Here is a 20,121-nt window from a genome sequence, read left to right on the forward strand (position 1 = left end):
AAGTATAAACCTAGATCTGGCGAGCGCATCCGCTTGTGCCGTTTCTATCTTTGTTACGGTGACAAGAGTTAGCAGCACAAGCGGACGCTTGCGCTATAGTTGTAAGTATAAAATGCCCAAAATTCTCATACTTCGTTTTTCATCCATCGGCGATATTGTGCTGACAACGCCGGTTATCCGTTGCATAAAGCAGCAGGTGCCGGGGGCGGAAGTGCATTACTGCACTAAAAAAGCCTTCCAAAGTATACTTGCCAATAACCCGCACGTGGATAAGGTGCATGTACTAGGCGATAGCCTGAAGGAAATGGTACGCACCCTGAAAGCCGAAAACTTTGACTACGTGGTGGATTTGCATAACAACCTGCGCACCCGCATCATCAAGGCCAGGCTAGGCAAGCCAAGCAGCAGTTTCAATAAACTCAATTACGAGAAGTGGCTGATGGTGAACTTTAAACGCAACCGCCTGCCCGACGTGCATATTGTACAGCGCTACCTGGATGCCGCCACCGCGCTTGGCGTAGAAGATGATGGACAGGGGTTAGACTACTTTATTCCGGTGCAGGACGAAGTGGATGTTCATACCTTGCCTCAAGGCTTCCAGAATGGGTATGTGGCTTTTGCCATTGGGGCGCAGCACTATACCAAGCGTTTGCCAACCCAACGCATAATTGAGCTGTGTGAGCGCCTGCAGCAGCCTGTTATACTTTTAGGCGGAAAGGAAGACGCCGCTGCCGGCGAAGAGATTGCCTTGCATTTCTCAACAGTTAATAACAAGCAACCAACAATCATTTACAACGCCTGCGGCAAGTATAACTTAAACGGCTCTGCCTCGTTGGTGAGGCAGGCAAGCAAAGTGGTAAGCCACGATACCGGCCTGATGCACATTGCGGCAGCTTTTCGCAAAGATATTATCAGCGTGTGGGGCAACACTATTCCGGAGTTTGGCATGTACCCGTTCCGGACAAAGTATAAAGTGCTGGAGGTGCAGGGCCTCAGCTGCCGCCCTTGCTCCAAAATCGGTTACAACAAGTGCCCCAAAGGGCATTTTAAATGCATGCGCGATATTTCGTTTGATACGTTGTAGTTAAGGCGTATACTTATAAAAGCTGTTAAAGCAGCTTAGCATTGAGTTAACCTTAAACATGCCGACATACAGCGTATTATCTGTAGCGAAACCGGCGAATGCCATGCCATCATTGTTATTATATGGGTCAGACATACAGCCTGGGTAAAATGCAGCTTTCTCCCACGTGTTAGTGGAGGCCTGATAATGATAGAGTGTTGGGTTCTGTGACTGAGTGAGCAAATATGCCTCAGAGTACCCTACAGTAAATGCGTAGGTACTGCTCTGGCTGAACTGACTGTGTGTCTCCCAAGAATCCAGAATTGGGTTATACTCTATTACATTATTGTTAATTAGCACATAAGCTTTGCCGCTGCGGATAAAAGCTTTGCCATAAGAAGTATAGCCTGGCACCCTGCTATGTGCCGTAAATTGATCTGTTTTCGGGTCGTAACGAAATAGAGTATAGGCGCTTTGGCTGTTGGTGCCTCCTGTAAAGTATATTTTGCCGTTCAGCACAAAGCTGGCAGCCTGCTTCACTGAAAATGTAGGGCTTGTTTTCTTCTGCCAGGTTGCTGCTCTAAAATCATATTCCCATACATCGCCATAGTAGTAAATCCCCTCAGTGCCGCCTATCAGGTAAGCCTTATCGCCCACACGGTTCCAAATAGGGTAAGTACGGGGCGGGCCAGGAAACTTACTCTCCTCACGCCATGTGCCAGTAGCTGTTGAATAGCTCAACACACGATCGCGGTCAAAAAAGTAGCCTTTCCCATCAGCTTCAAAAGCCGGAAGATACCATGACTGAAATGACTGTGGCTGTGAGGTTACTTGGCTAAATTTAGAGTGTATATACAAGTAAGAGCCAAAAAATGCTGTTTTTTCACCGGCTCTTACCGAAATGGATAATGGCTTGTCGAACTGATCGGGTTTAGGAAAGGGCACCTCTACGAGTATTTTGGTGTCTGAGGAGGATAGTACCTTGTAGCTTGTTCCGCCAACGGTCACATATGGCCCCCATCTGCCGCCACTAAAACGCTTGCCAAATATAGTTAATGTGTCGCCGGGTATGGCATCGAGCTTTGATACTTTTGTTATCTCAGGCCCCCAGATTTTAAAAGACTCCTCTGATACCGTTGTCTGGCCGTTGCACTTTATCTGAATAGGAAAAGAGCCGAACGTCTGTGATTCAGGAACTCTTATAACCAGCTTGTCGGGGGTAGCTGATAATAGGTAGGCTCTTACAGAGCCAATATAGACTTCGGGGTTATACTTATCCGATGCAAAGTTAAAGCCAGAAATAGTAACCTCAGTAAAGTCAGGGCCCTCTTTAGGAAAGAAATCTGTAATAACAGGCGGGCTGAATATTGTGCTTGTGGCCACCAGGAGCGTGCTGTATACGGTCTTCGCATTCACAATGGCATAAGCTCGTATCTCATAGGTGCTTTTTTTGGTGAGCCTCTCGGATAACACGGCGCTAAAGGCATTATTAACCATAGGGGCGGGTATTCTTATCTCCGACTGCTGGTCTGCGGAAACAACTTTATAAGCAAAGCCATACTCTGTTGCAGCGGTTTTGCCGGGGTGCAAAATCTCTGCCGACACTCTTATTCCTGTGCTATCTGCGTTGGCATATTGCATTTGCAAGTACGGGTACTCGAGTGCATTCGGAAATTCTTCCTCCTTGGCGCAGCTGTATAGGCAAAACAAAGCCAGGTACAGCAGGTAATAGGTTAAGCGGGTTTTCATAAGTTGATGCTGGCCGTTACGGATTGGTTGCTAATATTGAAATGCTTGCTATAAAACTTATTTTGGCTTATCCCCAACGATATGTAATGTTTGGGGCGGTAGAAATAGCTGATACCTGCACTTACTCCAAGCCCGTACAAGGTCTCTGATTCAATTGGGGAAGATGATATGTCGCGAAGCCATACGTTGTCTCCCTCGGTCAACGCCTCCATCGCGTGGCTATCACTTTCCAGGATATGCATTACATTCAGGCCTGCCTGTGCAAACACACGGAACTTTGGCAAACTAAGGCTATACTTTGGCAGGAGTGAGAGCATGGCAAAGTCTAGGTTTACTTTATAATCATAGCGCGCATCTTCGGAGGCAAGGGTTCCGTTAAACCTCATTTTGCCATAGCTAGCCTCGGTTTGCACCGAAAGGTTGTTAACTTTCCAGAGAGGAAGGTCTGCAAAGGCACCCGCACCGATGTTGTATGATGTTGCCTCTGCCGGGCTTAGCGGAGCTACATTAAGCCATGAGTGCTGAATGGTAATGACAGAGCGGTTGAAGGAAGAGAACACGCCTGCGCTGGGAAATAAAACCGTAGGCGATTTACTTGCCTCTATGTTTTTAGCGAAATACCGCAGCGAATTAGGCTTAAGTTTGAACAGGTGCAGGTCATCATGCCACTTGGCAGAAGAAGCTGTGATTGACTGAAGATAGGGCAACAGCTCTTTTTCTGTTATTTGCTCGGAAATATTAGATGGTTTAAAGAAGACTTTATCGCGTTTAAGGTAGAAAAAGGCACTATCGCCTATAACCTCTACAAAAAGAGACAGGGGGGTGCCATCAACGCTAACGGTTTTTACAGCATACTTTTTGCCGTTTTGCAGTGTAAACCCTTCAAGTTCCTGTAAGTTGTATGTTAGAGAAGAACCATTGCGCATGCGGCTGAACTGCACATGATCTGGCAATTTAGGATCAAAGTCTATAAACCCTTGGCTTTTAAGACCATCCTTCATGATGATGGTTCCCTTGGACTGGCCGTAGCTTTGCAGCACATTAAAGCTCAGCGTAAGTAAAAGGAGCAGCAGAATTGTTTGTTTTCTGAATAGTAACACGTGGTATTGGAGCTAGTAATAAACTATAAATATAGATACAAAATTATATATTGCAAGGAAAATATTTCTGCCGGCACGGTATAGAAACACTATTGAACAAGAAAACTATGGCCAAGTATAACTTAGAATGGCAGAAGCCAGATGCGCAATTACTCGAAGCCTTGCTGCTGGCAACAGGTGGTGAGGGAGGTGCTCCGTTGCAGGAGATATTGCTGATGGCCGATGCCGTGGATGGCACCGTACTAACGCATGAAGAACTGGAGCAAGGGCTCGAAAAGCTGATGTCGGTTGGGTATGTGATGATCCAGAAAAACAAGCTGCTTCTAACGCCCGCCTTTATGCAGGATTACGATGATATTATGGGCGCGGAAGATGAGGAAGAGGCCCTAATGCAATTGCTGAAAGGCAGAAGCCTGCAAGCCGAAAACATGGACGAGCCTAAAATCCTGATCAAGAAGTATAAACTCAAAAGCCAATACGAGGCATACCTGGAGCAGTTCGGGGGAGAATAAGTAACACGGAATAAAGTATAAACAGAAGGGCCACTGATCACTCAGTGGCCCTTCTGTTTATAAAGCTATAATTTCTCTGAACTAAGAAATCTTCTCGAATCCTAAGTACGGGTGCAGCACCTTTGGCATGTTAATGCCATCCGGCGTCTGGTTATTCTCCAGAATAGCGGCCACAATGCGTGGCAGGGCCAGGGCACTGCCATTCAGCGTATGCAGCAGCTGTGTTTTGCCACTCTCGGTTTTGTAGCGCAGCTTCAGGCGGTTGGCCTGGTAGGTCTCGAAGTTAGAGGCCGAGCTTACCTCCAGCCAGCGGTTTTGTGCGGCAGAGTATACTTCCATGTCGTAGGTCAGGGCAGAGGTAAAGCCCATATCGCCGCCGCAAAGGCGCAGCACGCGATAAGGCAGCTCCAGTTTCTGCAACAGCCCCTGTATGTAGCTGCTCATATCCTCCAGCGCCTCATAAGACTTCTCCGGCAGCGTTACCTGCACAATCTCTACCTTGTCGAACTGGTGCAAGCGATTCAGGCCGCGCACATCGGCACCCCAAGAGCCAGCCTCGCGGCGGAAGCATGGCGTATGGCCGGTGTTCTTGATCGGCAGTTTCTCCACCGGAACGATTTCATCGCGGTACATGTTCGTAATAGGAACCTCCGCCGTCGGGATCAGGTACAGGTTATCTGCCGTGGCATGATACATTTGTCCATCCTTATCAGGCAACTGACCGGTGCCGTACCCGGAAGCCTCGTTTACCAGAATAGGTGGCTGTACCTCTATATAACCCGCTTTCATGGCCTCGTCCAGGAAGAAGTTGATCAGGGCACGCTGTAAACGGGCACCCTGCTTCTTATAAAACGGAAAACCAGCGCCGCTTACCTTGTTGCCCAGTTCAAAGTCAATGATATCATACTTCTGGATCAGTTCCCAGTGCGGTTGCGCGCCTTCATGCAGTTGTGGAATCTGGCCATGTTCCAGCACAACCTCATTGTCTTCGGCACTTCTGCCAAAGGGCACGCTATCGTGCGGCAGGTTAGGCAACTTATAAAGCGCTTTCTGAATGTCTTCTTCTATCGAGGAGAGTTGCTCAGCCAGAGATTTAGTCTGCTGCTTAAGCTCAGAGGTTTCGGCTTTGGCGGCTTCGGCCTTCTCACGTTCCCCGTTCTTCATCAGCATACCAATCTCTTTGGATATAGAGTTGGCGCGGCTCTGAAGTGAATCATGCTCGTTCTGGATCTGGCGTCGCTGCTGGTCGAGCTCCAGCAGAGCGGCTACTTCTGTGGCCGCATTTTTGTAGTTTTTCTTGGTCAAACCGGCAATAACCTGCTCGGTCTGCTCTCTTAAAACTGGTAGCTGTAGCATATTTTGTGTTAAGTATGAACACAAAAATATACTTTTTTGGGTATTTAGCGGCTTTTTGCAAATCTTTTAAGCTGATTTTGAAACTTTTTGTCTAAAATACCCCGTAATATTTGTTAATTAAGAGGCATTGCAATAACATTGCGGTACAATTGACGAAGGCCCTTTTTCCCGTGCCTATCTGACTCTTTCGCAACCTATTCTGTTTTCCTGAATTAAAAAGATAATCTCTCGCTTTGTTCGCCAACCGCGAAACCTGGCAGGTTAGTTAACTACCATACCATTATTTATGTACAAAATTGAAGAATTGAAAGATAGACTTCTTTCAGAACTCAAAGAAATTGCTGAACAACTGGGCGTTAAGAACTTTAAAAAACTTAGCAAACAAGACCTCATCTATAAGATACTAGATCAGCAAGCTGTTACTCCTCCCGAAAGCATCTCAAAAAAGTACAAGCCCGCTACTCAAGCAGCCGCCTCTGGCACCACCGAAACAGTTGAAAGTACAGTTGTGGTAGAAGAAAGTGCACCCGAAGCGCCTGCACCTGCAAAGGAAGAGAAGCGTGCACGCATCCAAACGGCGCCGCGCCGCGAAGACCGCGCACAGGCAGCTGTCGTTACTGAATCTCCGGTGAAAGACCATGGCGCACAAAATCACCGCGAGCGCAGCCCACGCCGCGACAACCGTAACGAGAACAGAGAAGATAACCGCAACGATAACAGAGATACCAGCAGGGAAACCCAACCCCGCAACGATAACAAAGGAGAGCGTGAGAATCGCCACGACAACCGTGGGAACGATAGCCGCGATAACCGCAACGATAACCGTGGCAATGATAACCGCGGCAACGACAGCAGAGAGAGCCGCAGCAGCGATAACACGCGCCGTAGCAACCAGCAAAACGCTGCCAACACCAATAACTTTAAAGAGTTTGATGGCATTATCCTGAACGAGGGTGTGCTGGAACTGATGCAGGATGGGTATGGTTTCCTGCGCTCCACGCATTATAACTACCTTGCCTCTCCGGATGATATTTATGTATCGCCTTCCCAGATCAAGCTTTTTGGCCTGAAAACAGGAGATACCGTGAAAGGCCAGATCCGCCCACCAAAAGAAGGCGAAAAGTATTTTGCCCTATTAAAGGTTGAAACAGTAAACGGACGCACCACCGAGGAAATCCGCGACCGTATCCCGTTCCAGCACCTAACGCCGCTTTTCCCGGAAGAGCGTTTAAAACTAACAACCCGCCCAAGCCAGTTATCAACCCGTATTCTTGACCTCTTTGCCCCAATCGGTAAAGGCCAGCGTGGTATGATTGTGGCGCAGCCTAAAACAGGTAAAACCGTGTTGCTGAAAGAGATCGCCAACGCTATCTCCGAAAACCACCCGGAAGTATACCTGATGATCCTGCTGATTGACGAGCGCCCGGAAGAGGTTACCGATATGGCCCGTAGCGTGAAAGCGGAAGTAATTGCTTCTACGTTTGATGAGACCGCAGAGCGCCATGTAAAAGTATCCAGCATTGTATTGGATAAAGCTAAGCGCATGGTAGAATGTGGCCACGATGTAGTTATCCTCCTGGACTCCATTACGCGTTTGGCGCGCGCCTATAACACCGTAGTGCCTTCATCTGGTAAGATTCTATCAGGTGGTGTGGATGCCAACGCGCTGCATAAGCCGAAGCGCTTCTTCGGAGCGGCTCGTAACGTGGAAAACGGCGGTTCGCTTACCATCATCGCCACAGCCCTGATCGATACAGGCTCTAAGATGGATGAGGTAATCTTCGAAGAGTTTAAAGGTACCGGTAACATGGAACTGCAGCTGGACCGCAAACTGGCCAACCGCAGAGTTTACCCGGCTATCGATGTGCCTGCTTCTGGTACACGCCGCGAGGACCTGCTCATGGATCGCGACGAGCTGAACCGTATCTGGATTCTGCGCAAGTTTATGTCGGACATGAACTCAATCGAGGCTATGGAGTTCCTAAAAGAAAGAATGAAGGGTACCAAGAGCAACGAAGAGTTCCTAATCTCGATGAACGGATAAGAACGAGCGTTAGCTTGTCATATACTTACAGCCTGCCATACCTTGTGTATGGCAGGCTGTTTTGTTTTTTATACTTGCTGGTCTGGGGTGTAGATGTAGCAAAGTATGATTTCTGTACCTGATGAAGGTAGTGTGAGGTAACATTAGCTTTCAATCATATCCGCTGATCCGGACAGCCCTGTGCGGAACTTTCCTGCTGCGGATTTCCTAATCCGCGTATTTATACTTGTGCTATACTTTCTGTCTACTATTTATCCTCAGCCCTAAGTGCCTGTTGTTTCATATCTTGCTTTGGTGCGCTCAAGCCCGCAGGGGCTCCCCGAAATGCTTAGGGTAAACTGTTTCCCATTCGGGGCAGCTTTCACAAGACCTCGAGCTACAAAGCTTATACTTAGATTAACATGATTATCTCAAACCCTACTCATACATTGCAGAACCTGAATTTGATTCGGATAGGGGAGATGCCAGACGGACTAGAAGTTCCAATCAAATACCTGAGCTTATCTTTTACCACCAAAACTCATAGCCTGGGCGTAGCAGCAAATAGTAGGTGTAGGATGCGAAGAAACCAAATACGATGTGCGCGAAAACCAGTGTGATGAGGTAGACTTTAAGTGTGATAAGCGGCGGGTGTGGATGCACCATAAAGAATAGGTACCACGCTAACATAGCTATAAGGCCATGCGCCAGGCCAAACAACAGGCCCCAGGAGGCTGTAGGCAAGCCAACGCTAGAATCCCAGAGAGCAAGGTAGATTACCGCAAAGAAAATACCTATTGCATAATGCGCGATAGTACCAGCCACTTTAGTGCCCGCCAGTTGCGAGAGGCTGCCGTCAGGTTGTGTGCGGTTAAGCAGCATGGTGCCTAAGATGCGTACCACTTTCATAACACGGTGCGTGATGAACGAGAGCAAGTATAAAAAGGCAGTCATGGCGGCAGTACCGATGATGCCTGCTACTACAGCATCTAGAAACTTCATAGGCTTAGCATTTTAGAGCTATTCCATACTACGCAAGCAAGGTTAAGTTTGCCACATTTTTAAGGCAATCATCAATAGAAAGGCCGCACTGATGCACAGAGAGGATATTTTATTCATCAGCATGGTGTTTTCGTAATTCACTTCTCCTGCATCCTTTTGGGCACGCAATACCCATCCTGTAAAGAAGTATAAAACAGGAGCGGTGCAAACCAAGAAAACAATAATATTCTGCACCTGGTGGGTACTAAAGTATAACCAAAGTAACAGCCCGGAACCTGTCAGCAAACTGAGCGCCGCAAACAGATAAGTGCCGTTTATCCCTAGCAGCAAACTAAGCGTGCGGTCGCCGCGGCGGCTGTCTTCGGTGTGCTGGTAAATCTGGGTAAGGGGGTAAGAGCCACACAAAAAAAGCGTGCTCACCAATGCAAACCAGATATTGGGCTGCGCTAACACCAAGTGCCATGACAGCCCGGCCCCTACCTGCACCATCGCATACGTAAAGGCCCCCTGGAAAAAGGTAACCACAAAGGTGCTGGCGATAGGGTATTTCTTCAGACGGATGCCCTCGTAGCTGTAAGCCTTAGAGATAACTAGGTATAAAGCTACAAGCGCAGCAAACAGCGGCGAGAGCAATAGGCTGCAAAGTATGGCCAGTGCATCGAACAGCAACACCAGATGCATCAGCTGCCGGTTAACTTTGGGCGGGTTCTTAAGGCCTCCTATGCTGCCTTCGTCGCGGTCGTAGTATGAGTTATAGCCGTTGCTGGCCGGGTAAACCAACACATGCAAGATCAGGAACACGATTACGGCTTGCCAAAAAACGACATGCTGCAGGGTGCTTAAGGCAAACCAGAAAACGGGCATCAGGTATACCGAAAACGGAATGCGCATAAGCGTGAAGGCGCTGCTATACTTTTCTGGGAACTTCAAGGGGTGCTGATTAAGTGGTTTTCTGGTATGCTTTTTTGCCGCATGGTCAAGGGCATCATTATACATTCTCTTTCTCCTTTGGGTAACCTATTAGGTAAATAACATGCTTGCCCAACTCAGAGCCAACACGACCAGCCTGCCAAGTATAGCCTGGGGCATTTAGGTTTGCTACCATGCGTTTCAGCATCTCCGGAGGATATATGCGAAGCAGCGACACGGTACCATCCCAAATAATCCCGAGCGGAATAAGCGGAATGATATACGTGAAAAACAACCTGCTAAACTTAAAAGGGCGGATAAAAGGCGTGATTAAAAGTATAATCACCGGGAAGACGAGCCACAGAAGCAGCAGCTCGGCCCAGGTTTTGCGTGCGCCCTCAAAAATCCCGATGGAGGCGCCCTTCTCAACAGCATCCTGAAGTATGGCCTGTGCGGTTTCCGGTGGGAAATGGTGAAAGGATGAGAATATGGTTCTTACGCCGCTTACCTGCGGCGGCACATTGGTGCAATCCACGGGTTCAGGTATAAAGTTGATGGTGCCGTATGAGCTGTTGCTGAGATACTGGTAAGCTTCAATGTTAGGATAGAGATCGGAGAGCGTAACGTGTACCGAGGTGCCCATGCGCTTGCTCAGCTCCAGCCGAATGGGGGCGATGCCGCCCCCTGCGCCAGAGCAAAGGTCTGTAATGTGTTGTTGCCGCGAGTGCTCCAGTAATTCCTGCAGCTGTGGCAATGCAGCCTCATAGGTGTTGAGTTTAGTAATCATGAAGCGCAGGTAGTCCTGCATGCCTTCACGGATTACATGCGGAAACCACTTCTGGTCTTCCAGTTCAAAAAGTTGCAGGCGGAGTTTCAAACGTTCTTTTTTGTAAACGTACTGTACCGCCTTGCTAAAGGTTGCCCACAGCTTCTAACGTGTTAGCTTATTGTATGCCGTTGCTATTGGCGCCCACGCTAAAGCCATCACCGGTGTTGCTGAAAAACTGCCAGGATTCCTCCGCCGCCTGTTCGGTTGGCTCAGGCATGACCGAGATTGTGGTGCCATCACTGAAGTATAGCATCAGGCCAAATGTGCCTTGCTGCTCGGCGCGCTCCACAATCAGGTTTGGATTATCATTTACAAGGGCCATCAGGCGCTGGTCTAAAAGGCTGGAGCCAGGCTTTTTCCAGTCCCAGACTGGGTTGGGCAAGCCTGCCTCACGCTTACGGATATATACTTCGCTATGCTTTATAACATTGTTTGCGGGCTGCTCCAGTTGCCAGGCGCAGTTTATGGCAAGTGTTAGTTCGCCTACATCCAGCACCAAACCTTGCGGCGTAGCGTAATGCGTGTGCCCAAAATGAAAATACTGCACAGTTTCGGTGCGCGTGGTTTTGGAAAGCGGTAGCCCAATTAACCTGTCAAAAGCTTGCTGGAGTGTGTGCTGCATGGCCTGAAAGTATGTTTAAGATAGCATCTGGGGCAAATATACTTAGCCTATGCCTAAGTATGCCAGTTTAGGCACAGCTTCTGGCTAAGTTTTGTATCCGATAATCCTTAGATATCGTGTACAAAAAGTATCTTTGCAGTCGTTTTGATTGAAGTGTGAAAGGGAATTTTACGAGGTAATCCTCTGTTTGTTAGCAATGCCGAAGGAGCAAGAGAAAGTACAAGAACCTAAAATATCAGCATTCAGGAAGGTAGTAAGCTTTGTCTGGAAAGTGTTTTTCCTGGGCTTTGCCGTGGTATTGCTGTACCTGCTGAGCGTAGAGTATAACCTGTTATACTTATTTGGCGCCTCGCCAAGCCTTGACAAGCTGGAAAACCCGCGCTCCGACCAAGCCTCGGAGCTTTACACTGCCGATGGCAAACTGATCGGGAAATACTTCCGGGAGAACCGTAGCCCTATCAGCTACAGTAAAATGTCGCCGCAGCTCATACAGGCTTTGGTTGCCACCGAGGATGTACGCTTTTACGAGCATTCCGGCATCGACCCACAGGCGATTATGTCTGCAGTGTATGGCAGCTTTAAGGGCGATGCCCGCGGCGCCAGTACCATTACGCAGCAGCTGGCCAAAAACCTCTACAAAACCAGAACCAACGACTCGAAAGGCGTGCTGGGCCATGTGCCGGGCCTCAACATCGTTATCTCTAAAACCAAGGAGTGGTTAACGGCTATTAAATTGGAGCAACGTTATACCAAAGAGGAAATACTGGCCATGTACCTTAATACGGTGGATTTTGGATCAAACTCCTTCGGTATAAAAGTGGCCTCCAACACCTTTTTCAATACATCGCCGGATAGCCTGAAAGTTGAGCAGGCCGCTATTCTGATAGGCTTGCTGAAAGCGCCAACATACTACAGTCCACGCTTTAACCCTAAAAACGCCATGCGCCGCCGCAACACGGTGCTGGGACAGATGGCTAAGTATGGCTACTTGACCAAAACCGATGCCGACTCGCTGAGCCAATTGCCACTAGTGTTGGATTACAGCGTAGAGAACCATTACGATGGCCCTGCCACCTACTTCCGGGGAGCCGTGGCCGATTACCTTCAGGAGTGGTGCAAAGAGAACGGCTACGACCTTTACCGCGACGGCCTCAAAATTTATACTACCATCGACTCTAGGATACAGGCGCACGCTGAGGCGGCCATGGAAGAGCACATGCGCTCGCTGCAGCGCCGCTTCGATAACCATTGGAAAGGCCGCAACCCCTGGGTAGATGAGAAGGATCAAGAAATTCCGGGCTTCATTGAGGAAACCATTAAGCGCACTGCTTACTACCATCGCCTGAAAGAGAAGTATGGCAACGATGTAGCCGCCATAAACCGAGAGTTGAACAGGCCGCGCGAGATGAAGGTGTTTACCTGGGAGAACGACTCGCTGGAGAAAACCGTGACGATGAGCCCCCTAGACTCGCTGGCGTATTACAAGCATTTCCTGCACGGCGGCATGATGACCATGGACCCGTTTACCGGGCATATTAAGGCTTGGGTAGGCGGCATCAACTTTAAATACTTTAAGTATGACCACGTAAAGCAGGCACGCCGGCAGCCGGGTTCCACGTTTAAGCCCTTTGTGTATGTTGCGGCCATTGATAACGGTTACGCACCCTGCGACAAGATCGTGGACAAGCGCATCACTATAAACTATGTGGAGAAAGGCGAGAAGAAGGATTGGTCACCGACCAACGCGGATTGGGAGTATACGGGCGCCCCAATGACCCTGCGCCGTGCCATGGGTAAATCCGTTAATTCTGTTACCGCGCAGCTCACCGAAAAAGTTGGCTGGGAAACGGTCGTAAAGTATGCCCACAAGCTTGGCATTACCAGCCCGCTGCAGGCGGTGCCGTCTATCGGCCTTGGGCCAAGCGATGTTTCAGTGTATGAGATGGTAGGGGCATACAGCACATTTCCGAACCATGGCTTCCATACGGAGCCGATGTTTATTACCCGCATCGAGGACCGAAACGGCAACTTAGTGCATCAGTTTACCCCAAAACAGAAAAAGGCCCTGAGCGAAGAAACCGCTTTCCTGATGATGCACATGCTGAAAGGCGGCATGGAAGAACCCGGTGGTACCTCGCAGGCGCTGTGGGAATATGACCTTTGGAAGCAAGGCAATGAGATTGGCGGCAAGACAGGAACTACCTCTAACCATTCGGATGGCTGGTACATGGGCGTAACCAAAGATTTAGTGACAGGCGTTTGGGTTGGTGGCGAAGACCGAAGTATACATTTCCGGACGTCGCAGCTCGGAGAGGGCTCTAAAACCGCTTTGCCTATCTATGGCTTGTTTATGGAGCGGATTTACGAAGACCAAGCGCTTGGCTATACATTAGGCCGTTTCCCGAAGCCAACAGTAGATATCAACAAGAAGTATAACTGCACCACCGTGCTGCCAAGGCAAACCGTCCCAGATTCTGCTGCTGTGGATTCGGTGCTGGAACTGCTCAATATCGGGAATGTGCTCTAAATGAAATTATGCCTAAAAGCGAAGGGCCAGCTATACTTTAGCTGGCCCTTTGCTTTTATACTTTGGGAGATTAATCTTTTTCCTCTTCGTAAAAAGATTCCAGTGCCTCCTCCAAATGGTTGTACTCGAAGGTAAAGCCAGTGTGCAGTACCTTATTGGCGCTAACGCGCTGGCTAGCTAGCACCACCTCACTCATCTCACCCATCATCAGGTTAATGGCAAAGGCTGGCACCTTAGGCAGCACAAGCGGCTTCTTCATGGCTTCGGCCAGTTCCTTGGTAAACTCCTTGTTTGTAACCGGATGTGGCGCCACGGCGTTGTAAACACCCTCAAACTGGGTTTCTTCTATGGCCCGGATAAACAGGCTGCACATATCATCAATATGAATCCAGGACATGTACTGCTTGCCTGAGCCCAGCGGGGCGCCTGCCATCATCTTAACGGGGCGCGCCATCTGTGGCAAAGCGCCTCCTTTTATACTTAGCACAATGCCAAGCCTGAAAATAACGGTACGCAGGTGTAGGTCGCGCATTTGCCAGGCGGCAGCCTCCCATGCCTTGCATACTTCAGCTAGAAAATCATCGGCGTAGGTGCTTTCTTCAGACATAAGCTGGTCGCCGGAGTCGCCGTAAATGCCAATGGCTGATGCAGAGATAAAGCCTTTTACATGGTGCTCGGCGTTGCTTAGCGCCTTATGCAACAGGTTTACGCTTTCGGTGCGGCTCTGCAGGATCTCTTTTTTGCGCTCCTCGCTCCATTTCTCGCTGGCCACACTGGCTCCTGCCAGGTTAATGATGTAGTCGGCGTAGGTAACGGCGCTCTCATCTATATAGCCTGCTTCAACATCCCATCGAAAAGTCTTGTAAGTAGATACTTTCTCTGGGTTGCGGCTAAGGTGCGCCACTTCGTAGCCCTGGTCTATCAGCATTTCCGATAAACGCATTCCTACTAAACCTGAACCTCCTGTAATTAATATCTTACCTGGCATAGAATCTTAAGCATTTTTGCGCTGGAGTTATCCTATACGCAACTTATGTATATTTAAGTTTTTTAATGTAGCTTAGGAGTAAACAGAGCAGGATTTTAGGGTAGCTGGCCTGTGCTTGGCTTAACGTTTGCCGCCGCGTACGTGGCCCAAAAACTCGGCACGGTACTGCTCTTGCTCAAACAAGCCAGAGTACTCGGCGGTTACCGTGCTGCTGCTCACATCGTTCACGCCACGGCTCATTACACACAGGTGGTCGGCTTCAATCAGTACGGCCACGTTCTCGGTTTGCAATGCCTGCTTTAGCTCGTTGGCTATTTGCATGGTAAGGCGCTCCTGCACCTGCGGGCGGCGGGCATAGTAGTGCACCAAACGGTTAAGCTTGGACAGGCCAATTACATGCTCGTTCGGGATGTAGGCTACGTGCGCCTTGCCAATAATTGGCACAAAATGATGCTCGCAGGAAGAGTACACGGTAATATCGCGCTCCACCAGCATTTTGTGATATTTATACTTATTCTCGAAGCGGCGCGCCACCGGCTTGTTATCCGGGTGCAGGCCATGGAAGATTTCCTTCACATACATTTTAGCCACGCGGTGCGGCGTACCTTTCAGGCTGTCGTCTGTCAGGTCCAGGCCAAGCGTATGCATGATCTCGCGGAAGTGCCCCTCGATAATCTTAATTTTCTCGTCATCAGAGAGGTCAAAGGCGTCAGCCCGCAACGGTGTCTCCAAAGAGCTCATGATGTGGTCGTCCATTGCCTCCTCTTTCTCCAGGTCGTGGTTATCCATTATATTCCACAAAGTTTCTTTCTGTCTCATACAGGGTAATAGCCAGCTCGTAGTCAGGGCTGATTTTTTCTCGGAGCTTGTTCCAGATTACTACTGCAATATTTTCTGCGGTAGGGTTCAGGTTCTTAAACTCTTCAACATCCAGGTTCAGGTTTTTATGATCAAATCTATTGATGACCTCTTCCTTTACTAGGGTACTCAGCTTCTTCATGTCATACACATAGCCTGTTTCAGGATCTACCGACCCTTTCAGCTTTACGGTTAGCTCATAGTTATGCCCATGGTAATTTGGGTTATTGCATAAGCCAAACACCGTGGTGTTTTCCTCTTCCGTCCAGGCTGGGTTGTGAAGTCTGTGTGCGGCGTTAAAGTGTTCCTTTCGGCAAACGGTTACTTTCATAGTGTGTTTAACAACTATTATGGTGTCAATGTTTGGCGCCAGGTATGACCACCTTCTGACTGCGGGTGCTATAAGCTGACAAAGTTAGTGCAGTCAACCCGAATCCCAAACCAAAACAAGGCTAAATTAATTCGTTTGGCTTCGGTCTTTCTCATCCGTATTCTGTAATTTCGTATTCAGAAGTAAACATAGTACAATAAATTAAGTGCCACATGAGAGGATTTATACTTGCGGTTTTGTTGATGATGACTGGTATCTGCCATGCGCAATCGGTTCAGGTGAAGGAGGTAGACCAGGAAGTAAATGGCGTTAAAAGGCGGGGGCAGCAGCTTTCGGTGCAGCTGGATACTAAAACGGTAGAGAAAACATGGAAGGATTACCTAGGGCAGAAGGCCGGCCGGGTGAAGAGTAGCAAAGGTGTGCTGTCTGTAGAAAATGCAGTAATCGATACAATTTCTGATGCGCCTATACAGGTGCTCTCCACCGTCAGCAGCGATGCCATGGGCAGCAACGTATGGTGGAGCCTAGACATGGGCACGGCCTACGTTAACAAAACAGGAACTCCAGAGGCCTATACCGCAGCGGAGAACTTCCTGCGTGGCTTTGCGAAAAAGCTTTACCGCGATGATGTATTCCGGCAGATTAATGCTGCTGAGGATGTACTGGCAGCCACCAAGGCCGAGCAAGACCGCGTGGTAAAAGAAGCAAATAGCATACAACTAAGTATAGAAAAGAATAAGCAGCGCCGGCAAGAGCTGGAAGCCGAGTTAGTACAAAACGCCGACGAGCTGAAGCAGCTTGAGCAAAACGTGCAACTAAATCTGCAAAAGCAGGAGCTAAGCCGCCAGCGGGTGCAAGACATGGAAAAGGCCGTTGATGCCGTGCGTGCCAAATTACTGGAAGTAACGCGTTAGGCAGCAGAATTTATACTTGGTGAACAAGAGAAAAGGGCTGGTTTATACTTCCATAAAGTATAAACCAGCCCTTTTCTCTTGTTATGAGTGGTAAGCTACTGCTATAGACCTGCTGTGCCTACAGCTTCATCCAGCGCTGAATTTCTTTCTCCGCAAACTTCTCATCGCGCCAGCCTACAAAGCGTGTTCCGGCAGATTTATTATAGTTTGAAAACCAGATCTGAAGTATGGCCTTTGCCCCCGGGTATTCCGTGCTGAAGCTCTTATAGTTTGTAGCCTGTATTTGCCTTTCGCTTGGGCGCGCAGGCACTGCCACTACAATATGACGCAATTCCCCTTTGTTTTCCAATTGCATCAGGCCAATGGCAATTACCTCCATTTGCGTGCCCGACTCCTGGCGTTCCGAGAGCACTATTATTTCCAGGCCTTTTCCGCTTTTATCTATCTCCGTGGATGGTATAAAGCCGAAGTTGGCGGGGTAGGGCAGGAAGCTTACCTCGCGTTGCTTACCGGCATCCTGGTCAACTATAAACTCTTGTTGTTCTAAGTCATAGATAAGCTTGTGGGCATTACCAGCAGGCGTTTCGATTACGGCCTGTAGCTGCTTGTTGCCTGTGTAGGTTGGTAAGTTTGCATAGTCGGTTTTGCAGGCTGACAATAGAAGGATAAAAGCCGAAAGCAGGAGAAATGTGTAGCCTTTCATGGGGGTAGATTTATACTTTGGCCACAAAGGTAAGCAGATCTGCGTGATAAAGTATAAAGGGCTTTACCGGAAGCATGGGCAATAAAAAAGGAGCCGAGGGAATCGGCTCCTTTTCACAATAATTATGGAAAACTTATGAAAACAGGTATTCTTATCGTCTTTCCTTGATACGAGCAGCCTTGCCCTGAAGTCCTCTCAGGTAGTACAGTCTTGCTCTTCTTACTTTACCTCTTCTGATCAGCTCGATCTTCTCGATAGATGGAGACAGAAGTGGGAAGATACGCTCTAAGCCAATCTGGTTAGATACTTTTCTTACTGTGAACGTCTCACCGTTTGTGTTCACGTTTTTACGCTGAATCACAACGCCTTGGAATTGCTGAACACGCTCTTTGTTACCCTCGCGGATTTTAACGTGTACGTTTACAGTATCACCCGCTTGAAAAGCTGGGAATGAGGCGCGCTTGTCAGTATATTCCTGCTCTATGAATTTAATTAGTTCGCTCATGATGGCTATGTTCTCTTAAAGTATCTTCTTCAAAATTCGGACTGCAAAGATATGTAAATATTTATTACATAAGAACATTTGCAGAAAAAAAATGTAATTTCTGGCGGCTATCTTCTAAATAAAGCGGATAGCCTAAGTATTTTCTGTTTAACCGTTTAGGTTTAGATTCTTATTCCTCGTTGAGCAGGTCTGGGCGGCGCTGTTTGGTGCGCGCTATGGCTTGCTCAAATCGCCACTGCTCAATCTTGGGCGTGTCGCCAGACATAAGAATGTCCGGCACGGCCATGCCTTTGTATTCAGCAGGGCGGGTGTATACCGGCGGTGCCAGTAACCCATCCTGGAAAGAATCTGTAAGCGCTGATGATTCATCGTTTAGTACCCCCGGAATAATGCGGATAATTGCGTCTGCCAAAACGGCTGCGCCAAGCTCTCCGCCCGATAGTACGTAGTCGCCAATGCTGATCTCGTGCGTAACGTAATGCTGGCGCACACGCTCATCCACGCCTTTATAGTGGCCGCAAAGTATAATCACGTTCTCTAACAGCGAAAACTTGTTTACAATGCGTTGGTTAAGCGTTTGCCCGTCCGGCGTCATGTAGATGATGGCATCATACGTGCGCGCGGCCTGCAATTCCGAAATACACTTGTCAATCGGTTCGATCATCATTACCATTCCCGCGCCACCGCCAAAAGCATAGTCATCAATCTGGCCATGCTTGTTTACGGCATACTTACGCAAGTCGTGGATGTGGATCTCAACCAAACCTTTTTGCTGGGCTCTCTTCAGGATAGAATGGCTGAAGGGGCTTTCGAGCAAATCGGGCTGGCAACTGATAATGTCAAAGCGCATTATTTTTTCTCCTCCTCGGTGTCTTCTTCGTCAATATCATCGGCTTCGTCGGGGCTGGATGGCTGCGTGTATACTTCCAGCAGGCCTTCTGGCAGGCTCACGTGCAGCTGCTTTGCCTCGTGGTCTGCGTGCAGGAAGATCTCGTCCATTACCGGTACCAGCATTTCCTGGTCCAGGTACTCCATTACCATAAGCTGCTGCTGTGGCAGGTCGTAAAACTCTTTTACGGTTCCCATCGCGCCGTGCTGCTCATCCACTACCTGGTAGCCAATTACATCATGGAAGTAAAACTGGCCTTCTTCAAGCTCCGGGAGCTCATCCAGTGGCAGGTAAATAGAGGTGTTGCGTAGCGCCTCGGCCTGTTCGATGGTATGTATGTCCTCGAACTTAAGTATAAACCGGCCTTTAGGCTGCGTCTCAACGGACGTTATAAAAAAAGGAACCAGTCTTCCCTTTTGCTCCAGGAAAACTGATTCCAAATCTTCATAATCTTCAGGATAGTCTACGTCGAAAAACGCAACTACTTGCCCCTTGGTGCCATGAGTCTTGACGATATAGCCTAATAGAAAGCAGTCATCAATATGCATGGCACACCGAATTATGCTTGCTCTTCAGTAGACTCTTCGCCACCTTCAGCTGGGGCTTCAGTAGCCTCTGCAGCAGGAGCGTTAGCAGCAGCTTTCTCAGCGTCACGCTGACGGATAGCCTCTGCACGAGCCTCTTTAACTTTACGCTCAGCCTCAAGAGCAGTAGCACGCTTGGCTTCTTTCTCAGAACCCAGTTTCTGGCGCTTCTCTTCGATTTTGGCGTCTTTAGTTTCTTTCCACTCGTTAAAACGAGCATCAGCAGTTTCCTGAGTGATAGCGCCTTTCGCCACACCAATTTGCAGGTGTTTCTTGAAAAGGATACCTCTGTAAGAAAGCATTGCTTTTACAGTGTCAGTTGGCTGAGCACCGTTCATAACCCACTGGAACGCTTTATCTTCGTTGAAGTCGATGTAAGCAGGGTTAGCGTTAGGGTTGTAAGTACCCAGTTTCTCGATAAATTTACCATCACGTGGTGCACGAGCATCAGCTACTACGATATCGTAGATAGCGGCTTTCTTGCGGCCTCTGCGGGCCAGTCTGATTTTTACTGCCATTTTATAATGTGTTTTTTCAGTCGGCGGAACCCGTCCGCCTGTTTAGAATCGCAAAATTAGGGAAATAATTTCTGATTAGCTACAGCCCTTTGTTATTTATTAATTCTCTGAGGATTAGGGAAAGTATGAGGCACGAAAA

The 20,121-nt window shown here is 48.5% G+C and carries 20 protein-coding genes; 5 read left to right on the plus strand and 15 right to left on the minus strand.

Annotated elements, in window-relative coordinates; all coding sequences use genetic code 11:
• Nucleotides 1-112 precede the first annotated feature (112 nt).
• A complete protein-coding gene (locus D1627_RS14020) occupies nucleotides 113-1,084 on the plus strand; it encodes a glycosyltransferase family 9 protein (RefSeq protein ID WP_119432871.1) in 972 nt (323 codons plus the stop codon).
• On the opposite strand, the gene D1627_RS14025 is transcribed toward D1627_RS14020, so the two are convergent.
• Both D1627_RS14025 and D1627_RS14030 read right to left on the minus strand, forming a co-directional pair.
• Nucleotides 1,085-2,812: an IPT/TIG domain-containing protein gene (locus D1627_RS14025; RefSeq protein ID WP_119432872.1), complete on the minus strand. Its 1,728-nt coding sequence runs from the start codon at nucleotides 2,810-2,812 to the stop codon at nucleotides 1,085-1,087.
• Complete coding sequence (locus tag D1627_RS14030; RefSeq protein ID WP_147383313.1) at nucleotides 2,809-3,912, minus strand: PorT family protein; 1,104 nt, start codon at nucleotides 3,910-3,912, stop codon at nucleotides 2,809-2,811. Before D1627_RS14030 ends, D1627_RS14025 begins: the two co-directional genes overlap by 4 nt.
• 107 nt (nucleotides 3,913-4,019) lie before the next feature.
• Between D1627_RS14030 and D1627_RS14035 the strand changes: the two genes are divergently transcribed.
• Nucleotides 4,020-4,424 carry a hypothetical protein gene (locus tag D1627_RS14035; RefSeq protein WP_119433041.1) on the plus strand — a complete coding sequence of 135 codons (405 nt, stop codon included), beginning with the start codon at nucleotides 4,020-4,022 and terminating at the stop codon, nucleotides 4,422-4,424.
• 81 nt (nucleotides 4,425-4,505) lie between these two features.
• Here the strand turns inward: D1627_RS14035 and serS are convergent, their stop codons facing one another.
• Entirely contained in the window at nucleotides 4,506-5,780 is a 1,275-nt protein-coding gene (gene serS, locus D1627_RS14040) for a serine--tRNA ligase (protein ID WP_119432874.1), read from the minus strand.
• A gap of 286 nt (nucleotides 5,781-6,066) precedes the next feature.
• Here serS and rho point away from each other — a divergent pair, with 286 nt between their 5' ends.
• Nucleotides 6,067-7,824 carry a transcription termination factor Rho gene (rho, locus tag D1627_RS14045; RefSeq protein ID WP_119432875.1) on the plus strand — a complete coding sequence of 586 codons (1,758 nt, stop codon included), beginning with the start codon at nucleotides 6,067-6,069 and terminating at the stop codon, nucleotides 7,822-7,824.
• Between the two features lie 507 nt (nucleotides 7,825-8,331).
• Here the strand turns inward: rho and D1627_RS14050 are convergent.
• The 4 genes from D1627_RS14050 to D1627_RS14065 form a co-directional block, all read right to left on the minus strand.
• A complete protein-coding gene (locus tag D1627_RS14050) occupies nucleotides 8,332-8,805 on the minus strand; it encodes a hypothetical protein (protein ID WP_119432876.1) in 474 nt (157 codons plus the stop codon).
• Nucleotides 8,806-8,847: 42 nt separating this feature from the next.
• Nucleotides 8,848-9,735, minus strand: coding sequence for a UbiA family prenyltransferase (locus tag D1627_RS14055; protein WP_233555637.1), 888 nt, complete (start codon nucleotides 9,733-9,735; stop codon nucleotides 8,848-8,850).
• 58 nt (nucleotides 9,736-9,793) lie between these two features.
• Entirely contained in the window at nucleotides 9,794-10,591 is a 798-nt protein-coding gene (locus D1627_RS14060) for a class I SAM-dependent methyltransferase (protein ID WP_119432878.1), read from the minus strand.
• Nucleotides 10,592-10,658: 67 nt separating this feature from the next.
• Nucleotides 10,659-11,165 (minus strand): hypothetical protein, encoded by a 507-nt coding sequence (locus D1627_RS14065; RefSeq protein WP_119432879.1) that lies wholly within the window; start codon nucleotides 11,163-11,165, stop codon nucleotides 10,659-10,661.
• Nucleotides 11,166-11,361: 196 nt separating this feature from the next.
• Here D1627_RS14065 and D1627_RS14070 point away from each other — a divergent pair, with 196 nt between their 5' ends.
• Nucleotides 11,362-13,692 (plus strand): penicillin-binding protein 1A, encoded by a 2,331-nt coding sequence (locus D1627_RS14070; RefSeq protein WP_119432880.1) that lies wholly within the window; start codon nucleotides 11,362-11,364, stop codon nucleotides 13,690-13,692.
• 70 nt (nucleotides 13,693-13,762) lie between these two features.
• Here the strand turns inward: D1627_RS14070 and D1627_RS14075 are convergent, their stop codons facing one another.
• From D1627_RS14075 to D1627_RS14085, 3 genes are all read right to left on the minus strand, one after another.
• Entirely contained in the window at nucleotides 13,763-14,680 is a 918-nt protein-coding gene (locus tag D1627_RS14075; RefSeq protein WP_119432881.1) for a TIGR01777 family oxidoreductase, read from the minus strand.
• A gap of 120 nt (nucleotides 14,681-14,800) precedes the next feature.
• Complete coding sequence (gene folE, locus D1627_RS14080) at nucleotides 14,801-15,469, minus strand: GTP cyclohydrolase I FolE (protein WP_119432882.1); 669 nt, start codon at nucleotides 15,467-15,469, stop codon at nucleotides 14,801-14,803.
• Nucleotides 15,462-15,869 (minus strand): 6-pyruvoyl trahydropterin synthase family protein, encoded by a 408-nt coding sequence (locus tag D1627_RS14085; protein ID WP_119432883.1) that lies wholly within the window; start codon nucleotides 15,867-15,869, stop codon nucleotides 15,462-15,464. The genes folE and D1627_RS14085 overlap by 8 nt, the downstream gene beginning before the upstream one ends.
• A gap of 212 nt (nucleotides 15,870-16,081) precedes the next feature.
• Here D1627_RS14085 and D1627_RS14090 point away from each other — a divergent pair, with 212 nt between their 5' ends.
• A complete protein-coding gene (locus D1627_RS14090) occupies nucleotides 16,082-16,783 on the plus strand; it encodes a DNA repair ATPase (protein ID WP_119432884.1) in 702 nt (233 codons plus the stop codon).
• A gap of 118 nt (nucleotides 16,784-16,901) precedes the next feature.
• Here the strand turns inward: D1627_RS14090 and D1627_RS14095 are convergent, their stop codons facing one another.
• The 5 genes from D1627_RS14095 to D1627_RS14115 form a co-directional block, all read right to left on the minus strand.
• The gene (locus tag D1627_RS14095; protein WP_119432885.1) at nucleotides 16,902-17,486 is read right to left on the minus strand and encodes an inorganic diphosphatase; all 585 of its coding nucleotides are present in this window, start codon (nucleotides 17,484-17,486) and stop codon (nucleotides 16,902-16,904) included.
• Between the two features lie 151 nt (nucleotides 17,487-17,637).
• Nucleotides 17,638-17,991, minus strand: a complete 354-nt coding sequence (gene rplS / locus D1627_RS14100) for a 50S ribosomal protein L19 (RefSeq protein WP_119432886.1) — start codon at nucleotides 17,989-17,991, stop codon at nucleotides 17,638-17,640.
• A 169-nt stretch (nucleotides 17,992-18,160) separates the two neighbouring features.
• Entirely contained in the window at nucleotides 18,161-18,841 is a 681-nt protein-coding gene (gene trmD / locus D1627_RS14105; protein WP_119432887.1) for a tRNA (guanosine(37)-N1)-methyltransferase TrmD, read from the minus strand.
• Nucleotides 18,841-19,428, minus strand: a complete 588-nt coding sequence (gene rimM / locus D1627_RS14110) for a ribosome maturation factor RimM (RefSeq protein ID WP_119432888.1) — start codon at nucleotides 19,426-19,428, stop codon at nucleotides 18,841-18,843. Before rimM ends, trmD begins: the two co-directional genes overlap by 1 nt.
• An 11-nt stretch (nucleotides 19,429-19,439) precedes the next feature.
• A complete protein-coding gene (locus D1627_RS14115) occupies nucleotides 19,440-19,982 on the minus strand; it encodes a 30S ribosomal protein S16 (protein ID WP_119432889.1) in 543 nt (180 codons plus the stop codon).
• Between the last annotated feature and the right edge of the window lie 139 nt (nucleotides 19,983-20,121).

Source organism: Pontibacter oryzae (genome assembly GCF_003576375.1).
Classification (GTDB): domain Bacteria; phylum Bacteroidota; class Bacteroidia; order Cytophagales; family Hymenobacteraceae; genus Pontibacter; species Pontibacter oryzae.

Bases quoted from the DNA above. Each gene is read 5' to 3' on its own strand.
- D1627_RS14095 (WP_119432885.1), bottom strand. From the start codon at position 17,486: ATGAAAGGCTACACATTTCTCCTGCTTTCGGCTTTTATCCTTCTATTG.
- rimM (WP_119432888.1), bottom strand. From the start codon at position 19,428: ATGCATATTGATGACTGCTTTCTATTAGGCTATATCGTCAAGACTCAT.
- D1627_RS14085 (WP_119432883.1), bottom strand. From the start codon at position 15,869: ATGAAAGTAACCGTTTGCCGAAAGGAACACTTTAACGCCGCACACAGA.
- rho (WP_119432875.1), top strand. From the start codon at position 6,067: ATGTACAAAATTGAAGAATTGAAAGATAGACTTCTTTCAGAACTCAAA.
- D1627_RS14050 (WP_119432876.1), bottom strand. From the start codon at position 8,805: ATGAAGTTTCTAGATGCTGTAGTAGCAGGCATCATCGGTACTGCCGCC.
- D1627_RS14025 (WP_119432872.1), bottom strand. From the start codon at position 2,812: ATGAAAACCCGCTTAACCTATTACCTGCTGTACCTGGCTTTGTTTTGC.
- D1627_RS14115 (WP_119432889.1), bottom strand. From the start codon at position 19,982: ATGGCAGTAAAAATCAGACTGGCCCGCAGAGGCCGCAAGAAAGCCGCT.
- folE (WP_119432882.1), bottom strand. From the start codon at position 15,469: ATGGATAACCACGACCTGGAGAAAGAGGAGGCAATGGACGACCACATC.
- rplS (WP_119432886.1), bottom strand. From the start codon at position 17,991: ATGAGCGAACTAATTAAATTCATAGAGCAGGAATATACTGACAAGCGC.
- D1627_RS14075 (WP_119432881.1), bottom strand. From the start codon at position 14,680: ATGCCAGGTAAGATATTAATTACAGGAGGTTCAGGTTTAGTAGGAATG.
- serS (WP_119432874.1), bottom strand. From the start codon at position 5,780: ATGCTACAGCTACCAGTTTTAAGAGAGCAGACCGAGCAGGTTATTGCC.
- trmD (WP_119432887.1), bottom strand. From the start codon at position 18,841: ATGCGCTTTGACATTATCAGTTGCCAGCCCGATTTGCTCGAAAGCCCC.
- D1627_RS14070 (WP_119432880.1), top strand. From the start codon at position 11,362: ATGCCGAAGGAGCAAGAGAAAGTACAAGAACCTAAAATATCAGCATTC.
- D1627_RS14090 (WP_119432884.1), top strand. From the start codon at position 16,082: ATGAGAGGATTTATACTTGCGGTTTTGTTGATGATGACTGGTATCTGC.
- D1627_RS14065 (WP_119432879.1), bottom strand. From the start codon at position 11,165: ATGCAGCACACACTCCAGCAAGCTTTTGACAGGTTAATTGGGCTACCG.
- D1627_RS14020 (WP_119432871.1), top strand. From the start codon at position 113: ATGCCCAAAATTCTCATACTTCGTTTTTCATCCATCGGCGATATTGTG.
- D1627_RS14035 (WP_119433041.1), top strand. From the start codon at position 4,020: ATGGCCAAGTATAACTTAGAATGGCAGAAGCCAGATGCGCAATTACTC.